At 47.3% G+C, this 18516-nt stretch carries 21 protein-coding genes; 14 read left to right on the forward strand and 7 right to left on the reverse strand.

From position 1 onward, the window contains the following. Positions 1 to 14 precede the first annotated feature (14 nt). From OWQ48_02345 to OWQ48_02360, 4 genes are all read left to right on the forward strand, one after another. Positions 15 to 1169 (forward strand): ATP-NAD kinase family protein, encoded by a 1155-nt coding sequence (locus tag OWQ48_02345; GenBank protein MCY0868056.1) that lies wholly within the window; start codon positions 15 to 17, stop codon positions 1167 to 1169. A gap of 25 nt (positions 1170 to 1194) precedes the next feature. Continuing rightward, positions 1195 to 2130 carry a metallophosphoesterase family protein gene (locus OWQ48_02350; protein ID MCY0868057.1) on the forward strand — a complete coding sequence of 312 codons (936 nt, stop codon included), beginning with the start codon at positions 1195 to 1197 and terminating at the stop codon, positions 2128 to 2130. 143 nt (positions 2131 to 2273) lie between these two features. Beyond that, positions 2274 to 2588 carry a hypothetical protein gene (locus OWQ48_02355; GenBank protein MCY0868058.1) on the forward strand — a complete coding sequence of 105 codons (315 nt, stop codon included), beginning with the start codon at positions 2274 to 2276 and terminating at the stop codon, positions 2586 to 2588. 20 nt (positions 2589 to 2608) lie between these two features. Then, the gene (locus OWQ48_02360; GenBank protein ID MCY0868059.1) at positions 2609 to 3436 is read left to right on the forward strand and encodes a hypothetical protein; all 828 of its coding nucleotides are present in this window, start codon (positions 2609 to 2611) and stop codon (positions 3434 to 3436) included. 37 nt (positions 3437 to 3473) lie between these two features. On the opposite strand, the gene OWQ48_02365 is transcribed toward OWQ48_02360, so the two are convergent. After that, complete coding sequence (locus tag OWQ48_02365; GenBank protein MCY0868060.1) at positions 3474 to 3824, reverse strand: thioredoxin family protein; 351 nt, start codon at positions 3822 to 3824, stop codon at positions 3474 to 3476. A gap of 179 nt (positions 3825 to 4003) precedes the next feature. On the opposite strand from OWQ48_02365, the gene thsA reads away from it, so the two are divergent. The 4 genes from thsA to OWQ48_02385 all read left to right on the forward strand — a co-directional run bounded on the left by thsA (position 4004) and on the right by OWQ48_02385 (position 9286). Continuing rightward, complete coding sequence (thsA, locus tag OWQ48_02370; protein MCY0868061.1) at positions 4004 to 5665, forward strand: thermosome subunit alpha; 1662 nt, start codon at positions 4004 to 4006, stop codon at positions 5663 to 5665. A 197-nt stretch (positions 5666 to 5862) separates the two neighbouring features. Next, positions 5863 to 6183: a DNA-directed RNA polymerase subunit K gene (locus tag OWQ48_02375; protein ID MCY0868062.1), complete on the forward strand. Its 321-nt coding sequence runs from the start codon at positions 5863 to 5865 to the stop codon at positions 6181 to 6183. After that, positions 6095 to 7249 (forward strand): site-2 protease family protein, encoded by a 1155-nt coding sequence (locus tag OWQ48_02380; GenBank protein ID MCY0868063.1) that lies wholly within the window; start codon positions 6095 to 6097, stop codon positions 7247 to 7249. The genes OWQ48_02375 and OWQ48_02380 overlap by 89 nt, the downstream gene beginning before the upstream one ends. Before the next feature lie 3 nt (positions 7250 to 7252). After that, positions 7253 to 9286, forward strand: a complete 2034-nt coding sequence (locus OWQ48_02385) for a DNA topoisomerase I (protein ID MCY0868064.1) — start codon at positions 7253 to 7255, stop codon at positions 9284 to 9286. On the opposite strand, the gene OWQ48_02390 is transcribed toward OWQ48_02385, so the two are convergent. From OWQ48_02390 to OWQ48_02400, 3 genes are read right to left on the reverse strand one after another with little or no spacing between them, the layout of a single operon-like run. Then, positions 9283 to 9756, reverse strand: a complete 474-nt coding sequence (locus OWQ48_02390) for a signal peptidase I (protein ID MCY0868065.1) — start codon at positions 9754 to 9756, stop codon at positions 9283 to 9285. The two genes, OWQ48_02385 and OWQ48_02390, sit on opposite strands and share 4 nt — an antisense overlap. Positions 9757 to 9777: 21 nt before the next feature. Continuing rightward, positions 9778 to 10074, reverse strand: a complete 297-nt coding sequence (locus OWQ48_02395) for a chromatin protein Cren7 (protein MCY0868066.1) — start codon at positions 10072 to 10074, stop codon at positions 9778 to 9780. Between the two features lie 5 nt (positions 10075 to 10079). Beyond that, positions 10080 to 10382 carry a hypothetical protein gene (locus OWQ48_02400; GenBank protein MCY0868067.1) on the reverse strand — a complete coding sequence of 101 codons (303 nt, stop codon included), beginning with the start codon at positions 10380 to 10382 and terminating at the stop codon, positions 10080 to 10082. On the opposite strand from OWQ48_02400, the gene eno reads away from it, so the two are divergent. Continuing rightward, entirely contained in the window at positions 10381 to 11721 is a 1341-nt protein-coding gene (gene eno, locus OWQ48_02405) for a phosphopyruvate hydratase (GenBank protein MCY0868068.1), read from the forward strand. The genes OWQ48_02400 and eno overlap by 2 nt on opposite strands. 3 nt (positions 11722 to 11724) lie before the next feature. Here the strand turns inward: eno and OWQ48_02410 are convergent, their stop codons facing one another. Further along, complete coding sequence (locus OWQ48_02410) at positions 11725 to 11970, reverse strand: hypothetical protein (protein ID MCY0868069.1); 246 nt, start codon at positions 11968 to 11970, stop codon at positions 11725 to 11727. A 136-nt stretch (positions 11971 to 12106) separates the two neighbouring features. Further along, positions 12107 to 12898 (reverse strand): isopentenyl phosphate kinase, encoded by a 792-nt coding sequence (locus tag OWQ48_02415; GenBank protein MCY0868070.1) that lies wholly within the window; start codon positions 12896 to 12898, stop codon positions 12107 to 12109. Between the two features lie 94 nt (positions 12899 to 12992). Between OWQ48_02415 and OWQ48_02420 the strand changes: the two genes are divergently transcribed. From OWQ48_02420 to OWQ48_02440, 5 genes are read left to right on the forward strand one after another with little or no spacing between them, the layout of a single operon-like run. Beyond that, positions 12993 to 14324: a hypothetical protein gene (locus tag OWQ48_02420; protein MCY0868071.1), complete on the forward strand. Its 1332-nt coding sequence runs from the start codon at positions 12993 to 12995 to the stop codon at positions 14322 to 14324. A gap of 54 nt (positions 14325 to 14378) precedes the next feature. Then, entirely contained in the window at positions 14379 to 15137 is a 759-nt protein-coding gene (gene dph5 / locus OWQ48_02425; GenBank protein ID MCY0868072.1) for a diphthine synthase, read from the forward strand. 58 nt (positions 15138 to 15195) lie between these two features. Further along, positions 15196 to 16272 carry an ABC transporter substrate-binding protein gene (locus tag OWQ48_02430; GenBank protein MCY0868073.1) on the forward strand — a complete coding sequence of 359 codons (1077 nt, stop codon included), beginning with the start codon at positions 15196 to 15198 and terminating at the stop codon, positions 16270 to 16272. Beyond that, positions 16269 to 17198, forward strand: a complete 930-nt coding sequence (locus OWQ48_02435) for an iron ABC transporter permease (GenBank protein ID MCY0868074.1) — start codon at positions 16269 to 16271, stop codon at positions 17196 to 17198. Before OWQ48_02430 ends, OWQ48_02435 begins: the two co-directional genes overlap by 4 nt. After that, the gene (locus OWQ48_02440; GenBank protein MCY0868075.1) at positions 17195 to 17944 is read left to right on the forward strand and encodes an ABC transporter ATP-binding protein; all 750 of its coding nucleotides are present in this window, start codon (positions 17195 to 17197) and stop codon (positions 17942 to 17944) included. The genes OWQ48_02435 and OWQ48_02440 overlap by 4 nt, the downstream gene beginning before the upstream one ends. On the opposite strand, the gene OWQ48_02445 is transcribed toward OWQ48_02440, so the two are convergent. Next, positions 17941 to 18516 (reverse strand): hypothetical protein, encoded by a 576-nt coding sequence (locus tag OWQ48_02445; protein MCY0868076.1) that lies wholly within the window; start codon positions 18514 to 18516, stop codon positions 17941 to 17943. The genes OWQ48_02440 and OWQ48_02445 overlap by 4 nt on opposite strands.

Consider the following 18516-nt stretch of genomic DNA (forward strand, 5'->3'; position numbering starts at 1 on the left):
TCCAGGGGAGTCTAGTGTTCTGCAGTAAAATCCATAGGATAGGCTTCATAGTCAACCCTATAGCAGGCATGGGTGGCAGGGTGGGATTAAAGGGTACTGATGGCGATGCCTACAGGATAGCTCTTGAGAGAGGGGCTCAACCTATATCACCATTAAGAGCTATTGAATTCCTTAATAGTATTCAAGCCGAATGCTTCGAGATACATGCTGCACCTGGTGTAATGGGGGCTGAAGAAGTAGAGGCAAGCAGGCAGAGGAATAGGCTTGCCGGTGTAATCGGTGAGATCAGAGGAGAGGTGACAACAAGAGATGACACTATAAGGATTGCTGCAGCTATGAAGAGAGTTGTAGATGCACTAGTCTTCGTGGGAGGAGATGGAACAGCTAGAGATATACTTGAAGCTGTTGACGGCGAGCTACCGGTTCTAGGAGTGCCGAGCGGCGTGAAAATGTATAGTAGTGTATTTGCTCTTAACCCTCGTGTAGCAGCCGAGATTCTAGCCAGGTTTATTAGAGGAGAAGCCTCCATTGAGGAACGCGAGGTACTAGATGTAGATGAAGAAGCATTCAGGTCAGATAGACTCTCACTGAAGATCCACGGCTACCTTAAAACGATAGTCTACCATGGCTTAACTCAAGCAAGCAAGACTATCATGGCTGGGGCTGACGAAGAGCTCAGCAAGAAAGCCATTGCAGAGTACATTGTGGAGAACATGGAGCCAGATGTACCCTATATTCTCGGGCCTGGCTCAACAGTTAAAGCTGTATGCAGGGAGCTGAACGTGGAGTGCACTCTACTAGGAGTTGACGTGGTCGTCGATAAAGTACTAGTCTTAAAGGATGCATGGGAGAAGCAGCTGCTCGAGATACTAGACAAGTATGGGAGAGCTAAGCTAATTGTAACCCCGATTGGAGGCCAGGGATTCCTACTCGGGAGGGGGAACCAGCAGATATCTCCGAGAGTACTATCCCGTATGAGGAGGGAGGACCTGGTGATTGTTGCCACGGAATCTAAGATCAAGCAGCTTAAAACCCTCTACGTGGATACTGGTGATCCAATTCTAGATAGAGCTCTCGAGGGATACTATAGAGTTGTAGTCGGCTATGGGAGAAGTATTGTGGTAAAGGTTTCCTCCGGGCGCTTCTTCGAGAACAGTAACAGTAATTAAGCCTGTCTCGATAGTAACCTTAATTGTGGTAGCCTTGAGCACCACCGGCGACCTCGTTAGGAGAGCCTTGGAGACAGCATCCGACTCCAGCAGACTTGAAAACCTGATATTAGAGTCTATACCACTACTCCAGGAGAATGGGGCGGCTTTTAGAGTCTACAAGCCCGGTGTCATAGAATTCCATGAGGCTACTAGTGTATCCTTCATTGGCGATGTGCACGGAGATTTCTACTCGCTTACATCAATCCTGGAGAACGTTGTTCCAAGGATAACCAGTGGAGGTACTGCTGTATTCCTAGGAGACTATATTGATAGAGGGTATGCTCAAGTAGAATCTATAGCACTCACATTAATCCTAAAGAACACCTACCCTGATAGAGTCGTCTTGCTTAGAGGTAACCACGAGCCGCCGGAATGGCTTAAACCATACCCCCATGACTTCCCTGATGTTCTCCGCAGGATGTTTGGTGATAAATGGGTTAGACTCTACGACTCCTTTAAGGATCTGTTCTCAAAGCTACCTCTCATAGCCTTCAGAAGAAATGGGTTCCTGGCGGTGCATGGAGGCCCGCCTTTAAAATCCATTAGAAGCAATAGCTTCGAGGAGGCTTTCGAGATAGGGTTGCCAGGCTTCTCAGCTGAAACCTTGGAGTCAGTGCTCTGGAGTGACCCCACAGAGCTTAATGTAAGTATTATTCCATCTCCGCGTGGAGCTGGATACCTATACGGCTTCAAATTCACGGAGAAAGCCTTAAGCTTAATTAATGGTAGATTCATTGTGAGAGGCCACGAGTATGTTAACGGGTATAAGGAGACTCATGAAGGGCGAGTTATAACAGTTTTCTCAGCTCCAATAGTATACGAGTTAAGGTACGCCGGGCTAATCATATACGAGGAGGGGGAGGAAGGATACAAGCTAGAGAAGATCCTAGTGGAACCTAAGTACGCTAAAGGAGTTTAACTTACACAGGCTTACTAACACCTGCTTGAGAGGGAAGTTCAAGCCTCCACGTGCACTCCGAGTAAGCATCTAACTGTTTCAGAAAGCGTGTAGGCACATTTAATAAGTCTCTTAGACTTCTCTACCCTCATAGGGTGTAGGATGTGCCTAGGAGAACGAGAAGAGAGCTGGCTGAAAGCGTGGAGAGAGCAGTAGGCGATATAATCGAGGAGCTCATAGAGAAATACTATAGTGATAGAGTAGAACGCTACATGGATTACGAGGAGCTGCTATACATGATTGGAAAGGAGATTTCTAACAATGTATTCAAAGGTAGGGCGATACCAGAGGAGATTGAAGCCTACCTCTACAAGCTGAGGGAGAAGAAAGGGTATGCTAAACTAATTCTAAGCTACCTTATAGGTAAAACACTCGAATCCATGGAGGAGGTTAAAGGCTATACTACGATATCCGAGTAGACTCCTAGTGAGAGTAGAGGGTGTCGAGTATACCTAGCAGGAAGCGCGGGAAGAGGAAAAAAGAGGAAAAAGAGGAGCCTAAAGTTAAAGACAAGGGGAAGAGCCGTAAAAGCGTGTCTAAAAGGCCTGCCCGAGTCTTTGATACCAGCAGGCTTGTCGAAGAAGTCCTTGACCAGGTTTACGCTACTCTAGGACTAGATGCACTCGACGTAGACAGGGAGGTGGCTTTACGGATAGCCCGTGAGATAGCAGAGCTTGCAGCCTCAGGGTATACGAGTAAGCCGAGCCTTGATGCTCTTCTAAAGAAGATCCAGCGTAATAAGGCTGTATTAAACGAGCTTATTGCTAGCAGGATCCTGGAGCTTGTTGAAAAACCATCGCTGAGGACCCTGGAGTTTGTGATCGCTAATGGAGGAAAAGCTATAGTAAGAGATATCTCGAGGCTCTACAAGCTGGCGAGAGAGCAGGGTAGAGACGACCTTATAGACGCTCTCCGCGCGGTATGGGATAAGCATGGTGTTAAAGGCCTTGTTAAGTGCCCGAGATGCGGGTTTAACAGTATCTCCCCTGACTACTCTTGTGTTGTATGCGGCTACGTAGTTTCCGAGAAATACGTGAGAGAGGAGCTAGGCTTCAACGAGAAGTTCAAGGAGTATCTTAAGACAGCTAGTGTAGCCGAGCTCCGTACTATACTGGAGGCTAGGCTCGTGCTAGCTGATCAAAAATGGGTTTACCCTCCTAGAGGTTTGAGTTTACGTGGGGGAGAAGCCTTATACCCTATTCACTTAACTAGAAGCGATGTAGATTTAATTGTGAATGAAATTAACAGTAGAGATATAAGGGTTTAACCTGCTTTTCAGCTCGGGATTCAATCCTAGGGTAGCCTCATACACGTATATTCACTTTAAGCGATTTGAGGACGCTTCGCAGTCCTCTTCTTAAAGCTGTTACATTTAAGTCAATTGAGCTTAGACTACCATAGTGCTCGAATACCTTCTCACCCATATAGTATGCTTCAACATACGGGACGTCTACTTGTCTTTCAGCTAGCTCTGGTGTCTCGTTGACGTTAACTCTGCAGAAGAGTATCCTTGGATCGGCGGCTTTCTCAATGTCTCTTAGAGCCCAGGAGATGTATTCTGAATCCTTGACGCCGGGCATGTAGTATTCTATAATCACGACTTCATTGCTCATTATAGCCCGCATGAACTCCTCTCTGGTTCGCAGCTCGTACATGTCTTACTCACGCTGAGACGCTTGCACCTCAAGTTTATTTATTAGACGAACCCTTTAATAACAATCCTGGTTCATGCTGCCTGTACCTGGCATTTTTAAACAGTTATGGTAAAAAAGTTTATATAGAAGCTCATCCATGAGATAGCACACGGATTCTATCATGCTATGGGTGAGGGGTTATGGCGTTATATGGCGTACCCGTGTTAATACTAAAGGAAGGCACGCGTAGAACAGTCGGCAGGGATGCTCTGAGAGCTAACATAGCTGCTGCTAGAGCACTCGCGGAAGTATTGAGGACGAGTCTCGGACCTAGAGGACTAGATAAAATGCTGGTAGACAGCTTCGGCGATGTCACTGTGACAAACGATGGCGCGACAATCGTGAAGGAGATGGAGGTTCAGCACCCAGCTGCAAAGCTACTAGTTGAAGTCGCTAAAGCTCAGGATGCTGAGGTTGGAGATGGAACAACAAGCGCGGTTGTACTGGCTGGAGCCCTCCTAGCTAAAGCCGAAGAGCTCCTCGACCAGAATATTCATCCAAGCATAATTATTGAAGGCTATACAAGAGCTATGAAGGAGGCTCTAAGAATACTCGAGGATATAGCTGTTAAGATCTCACCAACTGATAGGGAGATGCTGAGGAAGATAGTTAGCACTACTATAGCCAGCAAGTACATTGGTGGTGACGTGATATCAAAGAAGATAACTGAGCTAGCTATTGATGCAGCTTTAACGATAGCTGAGCCTAGGCCTGATGGAACATTCAACTTCAAGGTAGATGACGTTAAAATCGAGAAGAAGAAGGGTGGCAATGTCCTAGACACTCAGCTAGTTCACGGTATAGTTCTAGATAAGGAGGTTGTTCACCCGGGAATGCCGAGGAGAGTAGAGAATGCTAGAATAGTGCTCCTCGACGCCCCACTAGAAATAGAGAAACCAGAGATCTCAGCTAAAATCAATATTACAAGCCCCGATCTAATAAAGGCGTTCCTAGACAAAGAGGCACAGATGCTTAAGGAAATGGTTGATAAGATTGCTAGTGTTGGTGCTAATGTTGTTGTATGCCAGAAGGGTATTGACGAGGTAGCCCAGCACTTCCTCGCCAAGAAGGGAATACTAGCAGTAAGAAGAGTAAAAAGAAGCGACCTAGAAAAACTGGAAAGGGCTTCCGGCGGTAAGATAGTCAGTAGTATAAGAGACTTGAAGCCGGAGGATCTAGGCTACGCTGAGCTAGTAGAGGAGAGAAGAATAGGCAACGATAAGATGGTGTTCATTGAGGGATGCAAGAACCCCAAGGCTGTGACAATCCTGGTTCGTGGAGCAAGCGATATGGTCATGGATGAAATCGAGAGGAGCCTCAAGGATGCCTTAAACGTCTTAAGAAACGTTCTCTCAACACCGAAGATTGTTCCCGGCGGCGGTGCTGTGGAGATAGAGCTGGCTATGAGGCTTAGAGAGTACGCTAAGAAGATCGGCGGTAAGGAGCAGCTGGCAATAGAGGCTTTCGCAGCAGCACTAGAGGATATACCCTTAATACTCGCGGAGACAAGCGGTAAGGAGCCACTCGATATTCTAATGAGGCTGAGGCAGCTTCACAGTGAAGGCAAGAAGTTTGCTGGCTTGAATGTTGTGACAGGGGAAGTACTAGAGGACATGATAGAGAACAACGTTATCGAGCCACTGCTAGTCAAGTCATCAATGATCAAGGCTGCAGCTGAAGCGGCAGTCACGATCCTGAAGATAGATGACATCATTGCTGCAAGCCCAGTGAAGAAAGAGAAGGAAGGCAAGAAGGAAGGCGAGAAGGAAGGCGAGGAAACTAAGACTCCTAGCTTCGAGTAGACACCACTTATTTTTTAATTCAAGTTAAACCTAACTCTGGCAGCTGCTCGCCTAGTATAATGTTAGGCGTTCTCCTGGGTTTAGGTAGAGATGGATGTCAGGGGTTGACAGTAGTAGCGGGGTAGCTGAATTCTATGTTTTTAAGCTGTTGAAAGTTAACATAGTTAAGTGTTCTGTTTAGTCGTAAGGTGGTTGCATTGAGCTTCGATGTGATGGATATCTACGGGAAGGTCTACTCTGAGAGATTGACGAGATTCGAGGTCGCCCGGATCATAGGTGCTAGAGCTCTCCAGTTATCCATGGGGGCTCCCCCTATAATCGATGTCTCAAGTGTGCCTGTTAAAGACCCAGTATACATAGCTATAAAGGAGCTATTAACTGGTTTACTACCTATGTCTGTAAGAAGAAGTAGCTCTGAAGGGGAGAAGCTTGTCCCAGCAGGAAGACTTATTTCACCGAGCATTAGAAGAAGCCTTGAAATGGTTCTCGAGAGCTGGGATATTAGTCGTAGAGTCTAGAGAGTATACTGTCAGCGGTAGACGAGTTGTAGACTTCATAGTTGACAAGCCGCTTGAAGCGGAATTCTTTAACGAGTTATACAAGCTTCTCTCCGAGATAAACATCCAGGTTCTACAGTTGAAAGCTGAGAAGCCTTTAATCAGGCTCATAGAGGTTGATGGGGGAGCTAGAGTAGAGAGGTTTAAGCTAGCATTAACGGTAGCATCGCTTATTACAATAGGGTTAACAGGATACGGGCTTTCAGAGTCCTTTCTGTACTTTCAGCAGCAGAAGGGTGCTGGAAGCACGCTTGAACTGCTATTACTGAATACTCTAGCCTACACGCTCCTCTTTACTCTTGTTCTACTAGTCCACGAGCTCGGCCACATCTACGCTAGCAGGGGGAGTGGCGTTAAAATTAGAGGACCTATTCTAATCCCGGCACCCCCAATCCAGCTGGGGTTCATAGGCACGCTCGGCGCAGTCATTTTCATGGAGAGAATCCCGGCTTCACGGAGAGATCTAGCTAGAATAGGAATTTACGGCCCGCTGGCAGGCTTCGCGGCTGCAACAATCGTGGGGTTAGCTGGCTTAGCTCTATCACCAGTGATCCCTGAGAGCGAGGCGTTAAAAATGATTGAGAGCGGTGAGTTAAGCGCGTTCTCAGTGTCAAGTCTGGCAATGCTGTTGATCCTCATGGTTAAAGGTAGCGGCTTCATAGTCATGCACCCCCTTCTATTCATATCATATGTAATGTACATTGTGACATTCTTGAACCTGCTTCCCATCGGCCAGTTAGATGGGGGTCATGTGGCTAGATCCTTCATGGATACTAGAACTCATAGGATGCTGGGGCTGGCTACTATAATATTACTTTTCGCTACAGGCGGTATCCTTGCTTTCATGGGGTTCTCTTCTTCATCATTCTACATTAGTCTAGGTGTGGTAGCCTTACTACTCTACACTATAGTAGCTCGAGGAGGACATCCAGGCTGCGCTAACCAGTATAGTGAAGCCAAATGTATTCCCTGCCTAGTAGCCTACATAGCCCTCCTTATTCTCACAGCACCAATCCCGGTCTGGTGAGTTATGTCTCCTAGTATATGGGATCTCAAGGGTAGAGTACTAGTTATCGCGGAGAAGCCTAAGGCTGCTGTAAGGATTGCAGAAGCTCTTTCACCAAGCTATGTTAAAAAGAGGAGCGGCTCGGTGACAGTATACGAGGTCGCTGGTCGTAACCAGCAGATAGTTGTAGCAAGCGCTGTAGGCCACTTATACGGATTACACACTAAGATGAAAGGCTACCCTGTCTACGAGTATGAGTGGGTTCCAGTCTACATTACAGGTGAAGGCAAGGAGTATGCTAGAGAGTACCTGGAGATACTGGGGAAGCTATGTCGGATTGCAGACTACTATGTTAACGCATGTGACTACGATGTTGAAGGAAGCGTTATAGGCTACCTGATAATAAAATTCAACGGTGACTTGAAGAGGGCTTTTAGAGCCAAGTTCTCCGCTCTCACAAGAGAGGAGCTCACAAGAGCCTTCAACAATCTAAGCGGACTCGACTATGAGATGGTGGAAGCAGGGCTCTGCCGTCATGAGCTAGACTGGATGTGGGGTATTAATGTTAGTAGAGCACTCATGAAGTCTATTGAGGAGGCTGGAGGCAAGAAGATTACGCTTAGCGCTGGAAGAGTTCAAACACCCACTTTAAAGTACGTTATCGATGAAATCTCCAAGAGGAACTACTTCATACCACTACCCCAGTACACGGTGAGCGTTAAAGTAAGAGTAGATGGAGGCGAGATGCTGTTAGAGTACGCTGGGAACCCAGTCGAAGAGCATAGTAGGGCGGTAGCAGTAGCCAGGGAAGTAGAGAGTCAAAGCTACCTTGTCGTCGATAAAGTTGTCGAAGAACTCGTTCAATTGAAACCTCCTCCCCCCTTCAACCTAGGCGACCTGCAGAAGGAGGCTGCTAGAATATACGGGTTTAGCCCGGCTAGAACACAATCAATCGCTGAGAAACTATACTTGGAGGCCTTGATAAGCTATCCGAGAACTAACAGCCAGAAGCTTCCTCCCTCAATAAACTACAGGAAGATACTAGAGGGCCTGCAAGCTACTAGGGAATACAAGAGTCTTGTTTCAACCCTTCTCTCAGAAACCCGCGGGATCCTAAAGCCTGCTGAAGGAGACAAGGAGGATCCAGCACATCCAGCCATATATCCTACAGGGGTCACGCCAGGCAGGCTTGAGAGAGACGAGTGGCTGGTATACGACCTTATTGCTAGGAGGTTCATGGCGGCTTTCGCGCTTCCAGCTAGGATAGCCCGCTACACGATCTCTGCTAAAACTCCTCGGGGGAGCACGAGGTTCCATGCAAGCGGGCAGAGAGTAGTAGAGCTCGGATGGCTTAGATACTACGAGTTCCATAAGCCTAGTGAAGTAGAGTTGCCGAGGCTAAGGGAGGGCGTCAAGCTAAGTGTGGTGAGAGCACTCGTGAGGGAGCACTACACTAAGCCTCCTAGAAGGCTAACCAAGATAGATATATTGAGGTGGATGGAGAGCGTTGAGATAGGTACAGAGGCTACTAGAGCCCAGATAATAGAGAAGCTATTTGAGAGGAAGTACCTGCGTCTAGCCTCTAGAAGTGTTGAAGCAACAGAACTAGGGTATGGTGTAGTAGAAGTCATAGAGAAATTCTTCCCCGACCTCCTAAGCGTTGAACTCACACGGAAATTCGAGAAGTACATGGAGGATATTAGGCGTGGAGTTAGAGAGCGAGGCATGGTTCTCAAGGAAGCCAGAGAAACACTATCCATGCTACTCAGGAAATTCGATGATAACAGGCTTCAAGCCGGGAGGCAGCTGGCTATACGGCTGGGTATAGTAGACTTAGGGAGCCGTAGGTGTGCGGTGAAAACTTGTAGACGCGAGGCTACTGTGAAGGGGTTGTGTGAGCGGCATGCTGAAGCCCTTAGACTAGTATACGAGTACTACAGGGAGTGGTCTAGGAGGAAGAAGATAGAGTTCAGCGAGTATATTGAGAAACTGGGGAAGCTGAAAGCTACCGGCAGATGGATTAAAGATGTGATAGAAGCTGGATTAATAGAGGGTTAAGGTCTTAGGGATCTGAGAAGAAGTGTTATGTAGCCTAGATAAGGGATCTTGAATACATATCCATTGAATTCAACCACCTTGCCAACTATCCTGCTGTAGGGCACGCCTAGGCCTCTCTCGTAGTTAGGGAGATCCTCAATCACGTTGTTATCACCCTCCGTCCTATAGTAGTATGTATTGGTTTCATGGTCTACGACTACTCCTATAACTCTGTGGATTACAAGCTCGCCTCTAGGAGTCGTGTAGACTACTACATCACCTACTCTTATATCACCGGGGGAAGCACTCTTCAAGAAGACTATATCCCCCTCTCTTAGTGTTGGAAGCATGCTAACTCCTTTTACAACAGCTAGTAGTGGTGTCTTAGAGTCTAGTGCTGAGATAGCGAATAACACTAGGAGGACTAGTAGTAGAGTTGTAAGTATATTCTGCAGGGATGGATCGAAGCCTCCATCAGTCTTAGGCGTCAATGACCCCCTCCAAGAACTCTTCTACTCCTCACTCAACAGTTCATCAAGGTCTATGACTATCTCCTTAGGTGGCCTGGGTTCCCCGTGATCCTCGATTTTTCTCTTACTGCCTTCAATCTCGACTTCTTCGCCTCCAACCTTCAGCTTGCTTACAACCCCCTTCCACCTGTAACCGCAGTTCCTGCACTTGAGGACCCCCATTACTGTAATAGTGATCCTGCCTTTAGAGTCTGGTAGAGGGGAGGTGAGCTGCCAGGTTCTCTCTACATCTACATTGCTGCTACCACACTTAGGGCATTTTAACACCTGCTTCTCCATGACTGCTACACCAGAGGTAGTATTACTATTGCTGTGACTAGTGGTAGCGGTACTAAAATAATTTTCCAGTCCACCAGCCTTCCTGCAGTAAAGTATAGTGCGAGGGCTACAAGAATAGCTAGGAGTAACTGGGGCTTCGAGTAGACTGCTGAGCCAGCGGCTAGCATCACGCTTAGAATAGACACCGGGAAGGAGAGGTATAGGAGTGGATTCTTGAGTTTACCGAGTATTCTAAGAGTAAGCAGGCACCACGCAGTGTAGGATGTAGTGATGTTAGCTGTCAGAGTTAACCATAATAAAGCCTCCATGAATCAGTCACTCCCGGTGGACTCTATGACTGTATACATGGATGTCTACGATGATATATATGTAATCAGGGATGTAAGGGGGAGAATGGTACTCGACAGCAGAGGTAACCCGACGGTACAGGTTAGAGTAGTCACAGAAGGCCTCGGTGTAGGTGTAGCTAACGCTCCAAGTGGTGCTTCAACTGGCAGGCATGAAGCTGTAGAAGTGAGAGATGGTGGTAGAGAGTTCAAGGGTAAAGGGGTTTCAAAAGCCGTTGAAAATGTTAATAGAATGATAGCTAAGGCTCTCATAGGCATGAACTCGAGGCGCCAGCTTGAAGTAGACTCAAAGCTCATTGAGATCGACGGTACACCAAACAAGGCTAGGATTGGAGGCAACGCTATTGTTGCAACAAGCCTTGCTGTAGCTAAAGCTGCAGCTTCAACAATGGGCGTTCCATTATACTACTATCTCGGGGGCAAGGCAGCTGACGTGTTGCCAGTACCATTACTCAACGTGATCAACGGGGGAGTCCACGCCGGCAACAAGCTGGACTTCCAGGAGTTCATGATCGTTCCAGCCGGGTTCAGCAGCTTCCACGACGCTATGAGGGCTGCAGTCGAAGTCTACCAGGATTTGAAAGCCGTAATCAAAGAGAAGTACGGGCCTACAGCCATAAATGTCGGTGATGAAGGCGGGTACGCGCCGCCACTGGAGAAGATAAGGGATGCACTAGACCTCCTCATGGAGGCTATACGTAGAGCAGGCTACGAGCCAGGCGGGGAGGTAGCTCTAGCACTAGATGCAGCTAGCTCGCAATTCTACAGGGAGGATAAAGGCGTCTACGTAGTGGAGGGTAGAGAGCTGAGTAGAGACGACATGATTCAGCTCTACGAGAAGCTAGTAGAAGACTACCCTATAGTAAGCATAGAGGACCCCTTACACGAAGAGGAGTTTGAAGGCTTTGCTGAAATGCGTAGAAGGCTTGGAGGCAGGATACTAATAGTTGGAGACGACTTGTTCACTACGAATCCCTCGAGACTCTCAAGAGGGATTAGCGTAGGGGCTGGGAACGCTATACTAGTGAAGGTAAACCAGGTTGGTACTCTCTCTGAGACCATGGAGGTAATTAAACTAGCATATGAAAGCAACTATAGAGCTATAATCAGTCATAGAAGCGGGGAGACGGAGGATACAGCGATAGCTGATATTGCTGTAGGGCTCTCAGCAGGCTTAATTAAGACTGGTGCACCGGCTAGAGGCGAGAGGACAGCCAAGTACAACAGGCTTCTAGAGATAGCTGAGGAGCTGGAGAAGCCGAGGTACCCTGGATTCAAGGTATTCCCTAGAAAACCGTGATTTTTAAGGGATAATTAAGCCTACAATCATCAAGATTACAGCTAGGGCAATAGTCAGCTTGAGGAACTGGCTTACAGTTAGATTAGGTATTTCTTTCAGAGCTCTAATAAACACTACAAGGGCGAACGAGAACCCTATGACCAATAGTATTGTAAACCCTGCTAGAAACATCCAGACTCCTATACCGCTAACCTTGCTGAAAGCGCTTGCTAGGGCTTCTATTACAGGGCTTATCTTATCGACAGCCATTTAAACCCCTTAATCTTATGCCTTAAGGAAAAGTAATATAAATCATCGGGCTAATTGATATACTTAGAGGTGATGATGGTTAAAAGCGCGTAGCCGCTGCGCGATGACGTGCACCAGGCTTCTGATCGCGTTGAGATCATACTTCTATGACTGTTCCCTCCCCCACCTCTCCTTTAAGAATAGCACTAACTACCTCGTCAGCGTTGAAGCCAGACGTCATGATCACTCTAACCCCAAGCTTGCTTGAAAGCCTACTCATTGATTCAATCTTACCGTATATGCTCCCAGTTACATCAGCTTTAGCCTCCTCTCTGAGGTTATCGAGGATTAAGCTTAGATTACTCTTATCTATTCTTCTCACGAGCTCTGGATTACTACACTTAGATGGGTTACACGTGTAGATGCCTTTTACATCTGTTAGAAGCACTATTCTTGAAGGCTTTAACACTTCAGCGAGGAGCCCGAAGACTTCTTCAGTGGAGATTACTACCGGGCCTTCATCTGATGGAAGGCACTCACCATACACTACGGGTATCACGTTAAGGGAGAGCAGGCTGGCAACCGGCTCGTAAAACACCTGGAATCCCCCTCCAGGTTTAACAGTGATGAACGCGCTAGTCTGCACGCTAGATGCCGGTATCCCAGAGGACACTAGGTAGTCTACTATCAGTCTATTAAGGAGTCTAGTTGACTGGTGACATTTAGAGATGCAGATAGCTGGGTCCCCATTACAGTATCTTCTTACAGCGTAGTGGGCGAAGCTGCCTCCCCCGTTGCCTAACACGAGTCCTACTCTCCCGTATACTCGACGTAGAGCTTTAACCACGGTGTCAAGGGCCTCGGATTTCACTGTGACAGGCTTGCTTTTAACTGTGATTAAGCTTCCTCCGAGCTTCACGTAGACTAGTTCAAGCCGGCTTTGATTCAACATGAAGCATCCCTGTAGACTACACTAGGTTTTTATCATGGTGGAGACATTAAAGTAAATAGCTGCATGCCTTTACTAGTGGTGTCATCTACGTATGCTAGAAAAGCTTTCGTCTGCCGGGAAATGGTGGAAGGTGATTGCAGCTAATGTAGTCCTGCTCGTGCTAGCGGTCTCAGAGTGGAACTACTATGATGTAAGATACTTCGTGAACTACTGGTTTGAAGACTACTTTCTGAAGGGGAGATTCTTCGAGATTTACAGTGGGCCTCTAAGAGCGAAGGTAGCTTACCCGCCTCTAGCCATATACTTCTTCGTGATCCCATACTACGTTGCCTGGAGCCTGTCACTCAACATCTATCTTACTAGGCTTATAGTTAAACTCCCCTTGCTCGCAGCATTTAATGGAGTATACTACATCCTCAATAAGAGGTACGGGGGGAGAGCTGGGGATTTATGGCTGCTGAATGCTATTGGATATATTGTTGTAGCTGAATACCAGTTTGACCTGATCGCGACACTACTCCTTGCCGTAGGCTTCTTATATGCTGCTGAGAAGAAGTATACTTTATCAGCTGTAGCAATAGCTCTCTCAGCACTAGTGAAGCAGGTGCTGGCCATCCTGGTCCTCTTCCCTATTATATCTCAGTTGAAGGAGGAGGGTTATAGGAGTGCTTTCAAATCGCTTAGTATAGTTCTAGCTACAGTTCTACTCATATCAGCACCTTTCATTCTCGTTGACCCCTGGGCTTTCATCGAGAAGACAACGTTCTTCCACGCTGTCCGCTACCCGCAGAACTATAGTTTGTGGGCTCTCCCATTATACATGGCGTGGTATGATTTGAATGCTCTACCGCAGTGGATTACGTGGGCTTGGATAATACCATTTGTTGCAGCAGTGCTCGCGGTTACAGTAGCCTACTACGTTAATCCTCCTGTAAACGAGGATATGCTACTAGGATACTTTACAATCCAGCTCCTACTAGTCATCATGCTGAATAAAGTTGGCAATATAAACTACTATACCTGGGTATCCCCCTTCCTTGCAGTCTTTCTTGCCAGGAATATCCGTAGGGTTAGCTACCGTGTTCTCGCGCTATACATGCTTACACCAGTGCTCACAGGCGTTATAACCGGGATGCTAGTAGAGTTCCCGGCTACAGTAATAGGTGGTGATATACTAATAGTAGAGGATCAAGCCTGGATCTCAGCTGAGCAGCGCGTGATTCTAAGCTATGGTGTAGACTCACTGCTATACAAGCTTGTAATCTACCTTAGGAGCTCACCTCATATGAGGAGCTTATTCGAGCTTCTGTATGAGGGGAGGAGTGTTACTATGATAATCTCAACACTACTATACAATATGTTCCTAGCGTACATGGTGGTGCTTACAGCGAGAAGTATTCGCGAGTCAAGTACCAGGGGTTGAAGTCTTTAATAGAGTCTACTTGGAAACGGATTCACCGGCACGGGGTTTACTGTAATGCTGGCTTTCGTAGGATTAGGGTACTCCCGTAGGCATCTAACGCAGGAAGCCCTTGAACTATTAGGGATGGCCGACAAGATCTACGTTGACACCTATACATCGATCTACGAGGATGGATACGAGTGGATTAAACGAGTGAATCCTTCAGCTGAAGTAGTCTATGCTAGGCGAGCGGATCTCGAAGGCGAAGGAATCAGTAGAGTAGTGAGCGAAGCGGAGAGAATGAATGTAGCTGTAGCCTGCCCCGGCGACCCTTTTGTTGCAACTACTCATGATGCTATTAGAGTTGAAGCCTTGAGGAGAGGGGTTGAAGTAAGGATTGCATCAGGGGTCTCTATTGTAAGCTTAATCTACAGTAGGCTTGGACTTCAATCCTACAGGTTTGGTAAGATGGTTACACTAGTATACCCCAGGGACTTCAAGCCTTACAGCGTCGTGGAAACCATCTACAGTAACCTAGAGCGGAACCTTCACACTCTAATACTACTCGACTTGAGAGTAGAAGAGGGGCTAGCTATGACTATACCTGAAGCGATCACTATTCTCGGCGAGCTCGACGAGAAGGGCATGCTAATGGATCAAATAGGTGTAGCTATAGCTAGACTAGGATGGAGTACAGAGCTTGTGAGAGCTGGTAGACTACGCTACCTGAGAGAGCAGAGCTATCCTCCCCCACCCCACTCGCTGGTTATTACAGCTAAACTACACCCCGTGGAAGCCGAGAACCTTCTGTACACTGCCGGGTTGAAGCTTTAACCGCAGGCTTCAGAAGTAGCTTGATGCTTTTTAAAGGGTGAATACAGTAGACTTAACAATGGTGTTGGACGAAATGTCCAAGCAGCTTGCTCGAAGCACTGTAATCTACCTCATAGTACTCGTAGTGCTAATTGCCACTACAATACCTGTTAACGCATCAATAGTAGTACAGGACTCTCTTGGTAGAACTGTGAGTATTCCAGAAGCACCTAGAAGAATAGTTTCACTCGCCCCCTCAATAACAGAGATTCTAGCATACCTGAATGCACTGGAATACGTGGTGGGAGCAGACTCCATATCCCTTAGTGATGAATGGCTGAACGTATCCATGGTACTGAAGTCGAGAAATACTGTTGATGTAGGAGGATACTGGTGGTCTAGTATTAAAGCTGAGAAGATACTCGAGTTAAACCCGGATCTAGTGCTAGCTGATAGAGGAGCCCATGCCCCGCTCCTAGACTTCTTCAATAGATATAATATCACGGTAGTCTACCTTTCGGGGGGATCCGCTAGAAGCATTAGTGATGTTTTAAGCGATGTATACACGGTCTCCCAGATAGTGAATAGAAGTAGCCTCTTCAACGAGTTTAACAGAAAGCTCAACGAAGAGATAGAGAAGTACAGGAGTCTTATAATTGAAGAGTACAGGGGGGTTAGAGTACTCTACGTTGTCAGCTTAACCGGGGGGATATGGGTAGCGGGCTCTGGGACATTCGTAGACGATCTTCTTGGAAGGCTTACATTAGTGAACGCTGGCAGCGGTGTGTACGGGTGGGGGATGCTTAGTCTTGAGGATGTCGCCAGGCTGAACCCAGACATAATAATAGTAGGCTGGGAGTGGGGTGCTACCTCCATGGAGCCCCAGTTAAAGGAGAGCGGGCTACTAAACCTCGGTAAACCTATCGTAGTATTAAACCAGAGTGAAACTGACATACTCTCAAGGCCAGGTCCTCTAGTACTCTACGCTCCCAGCGTAATCTACGGGGCTTTAACCCGCTCGAATATCACGTCTACGAAACCTGTGGTAGCGGGTGAATCCAGCTTCCCCACTGCTACTGTAGTAGTGGTAGCTGCAACCATAGTAGCTTTAATCACGCTGCTAGTACTAGTGAGGTTTAAGGCGAGGAGGACTTGAAGTCAACCTCTTTTTTCCTGCTAGCTACGCTTTTAATACTATTAGTTTTACTACTCTACGATCTTAATGGTGTAAGCCCGCTGGTATTTAACTATAGGCTTAACAGGATTTTATCAGCGTTATTTACTGGTGCTATTATAGCTCTAGCAGGAGTTCTACTTCAATCATCTCTACGCAACCCGCTTGTAGACCACTATCTACTGGGTGTTGGAAGCGGGGCTCTCACAGCAACGTATCTCTCAGTGATAGCTTTTAATGGATACTTTCTCGGAGTACAGGTGTTCTCGATGATGGGGGGTCTTGCAGCCCTGGCTTTAACGATTCTTCTCGCTGAGAAGCTTGCTGGAACATCCTCCTCGTATATTCTAGCAGGTATAGGCGTGAACTCTCTTCTATCAGGGGCTTCAGTGCTACTATCCTATATCGCTGTGAGAGTATACCCGTACGCTCAGCTTCTGCTTGTTGGCAGCTTTATTACATCTACACCTGAGAAGCTTCAAGTGCTAGCTGGCACCCTCGTGTTCTCTACTGTATTGTTCACTCTTATAGCTAAACCTCTTAACACTCTCAGTGTTAGCGATGAGTTCGCGGTTACAGCAGGGTTTAATCCCCGTATAACCCGTCTTACATCAATCATTGTGGCTGGCCTCTCGAGTAGTATTGTCACCTCGATGTACGGGTTGATAGGCTTCATCGGGCTGGCATCACCCCACATGGCTAGGTACATAACTGGTAGGAGTGATAACAGGGTTGTCGGGCCTGTAGCAATTCTGCTGTCTTCGACTCTACTGTACTTAACGGATTTTACTAGCAGGAGGGTTTTCACGGCTGTCTGGGGTGAAGTACCTGCCGGTGCTGTAGCTTCTCTCATCGGGGCCCCCTACTTCATCTACCTGCTAGTCTTTAAACGGGGTGCATTAAGATGATTGAGGGTAGTAGTGTAACAGTAGAGTATGCCCGTGGATTGAAGGGGTTGGAGAAGGCTTCATTCAGGATCATGGATAGAGCTGTAACCTGCCTTATAGGCCCTAACGCCTCAGGGAAGTCTACGCTTCTCCGAGCAATAGCAAGAATCACCAGCTACAAGGGCACAATACTCTTAGATGGCCAGGAGGTTTCAAGAACACCTCTAGCAGTTCTATCAAGGATTCTCTCCTACAGCTCGCCTACACTAGTATCTACCAGCCTGTCATTAAAGGTTAGAGAAGTCCTTGAGATGGCGCTTTACCCTCTGGGAGCAGTGGATCCCGGGGATGCTATTACAGGGGTCTCCGTGGAGCTCGGCGTAGCAGGCTTACTCGACAGGTACGTGGATGAGTTGAGTAGCGGTGAGCTTCAAAGAGTAATTCTAGCAGCAGCCTTCATTAAGAATCCACGCTACCTGCTACTCGATGAACCTGATGCCCACGTAGACGTAGGCTTTAAGCCTGTGCTATCGAGAATCATCAGGAGGAGAACTAGCTCTTCGACTAGTATTATAGCAACCCACGACCCTATCTTTGCATCGCATACATGCGACTATATCCTGCTACTCAGGAAGGGGGCTATAATCTTCAGTGGCCGCCTCGAGGAGCTCTTAGAGAACCCTAGACTAGTAGAGGAAGCCTATGGTACAGCGTTCACAGTAGCCTCTATGCCTGGTGGAAGAAGGGTGCTAGTACCCTGCTACTAGAGTTCTCTGCACAGGCTTGCTAGAGCACTAAGTACTATGGATTCAGAGAGTATTGGAGTGTACTTCCTCCACAAGACTATAAGAGAGTTATCTACGAGTATCTCCTCCGGGAGAATCTCCAGGTACTTATCCTGTAGCTCCTCGGGGACACGGGGGAAGACAGGCCTCCCGGTGCTTAACCCTATGACTTCGATACAGCCTCTATCTCCAGCCTCCACGATAATCCAGTCTCTTAACTCGACAATCCTTGACTCAACAGCCTTGAGGAGGCTTGGGCTGACAGGAGTGAAGACTGTTGCATAGTATTCTCCAGCCTGTGCAGCGAGTATTTTAACCTCACTAAACCCTTCTGCAACCTCCACGTATAAACCTGGCATCGCCTGCTTCAAGCCAGCTATGTACTCGTATATGCTTCTAACTCTTCTCTCCGGGATACCTGTTTTCCTCGAAACGTATACTCTCCCATACCCGCTTCTGAAGACTCCTAGCAGGACTGCTAGTAGCTCTCTCAGAGGGAACCTGGAGCCTGCTGAGAGCTCTCTAGCTAGATCCAGTAGCCTGCAGTCTATCAT

This window comes from Desulfurococcus sp. (assembly GCA_026626905.1).
In the GTDB taxonomy this organism is placed as follows: domain Archaea; phylum Thermoproteota; class Thermoprotei_A; order Sulfolobales; family Desulfurococcaceae; genus Desulfurococcus.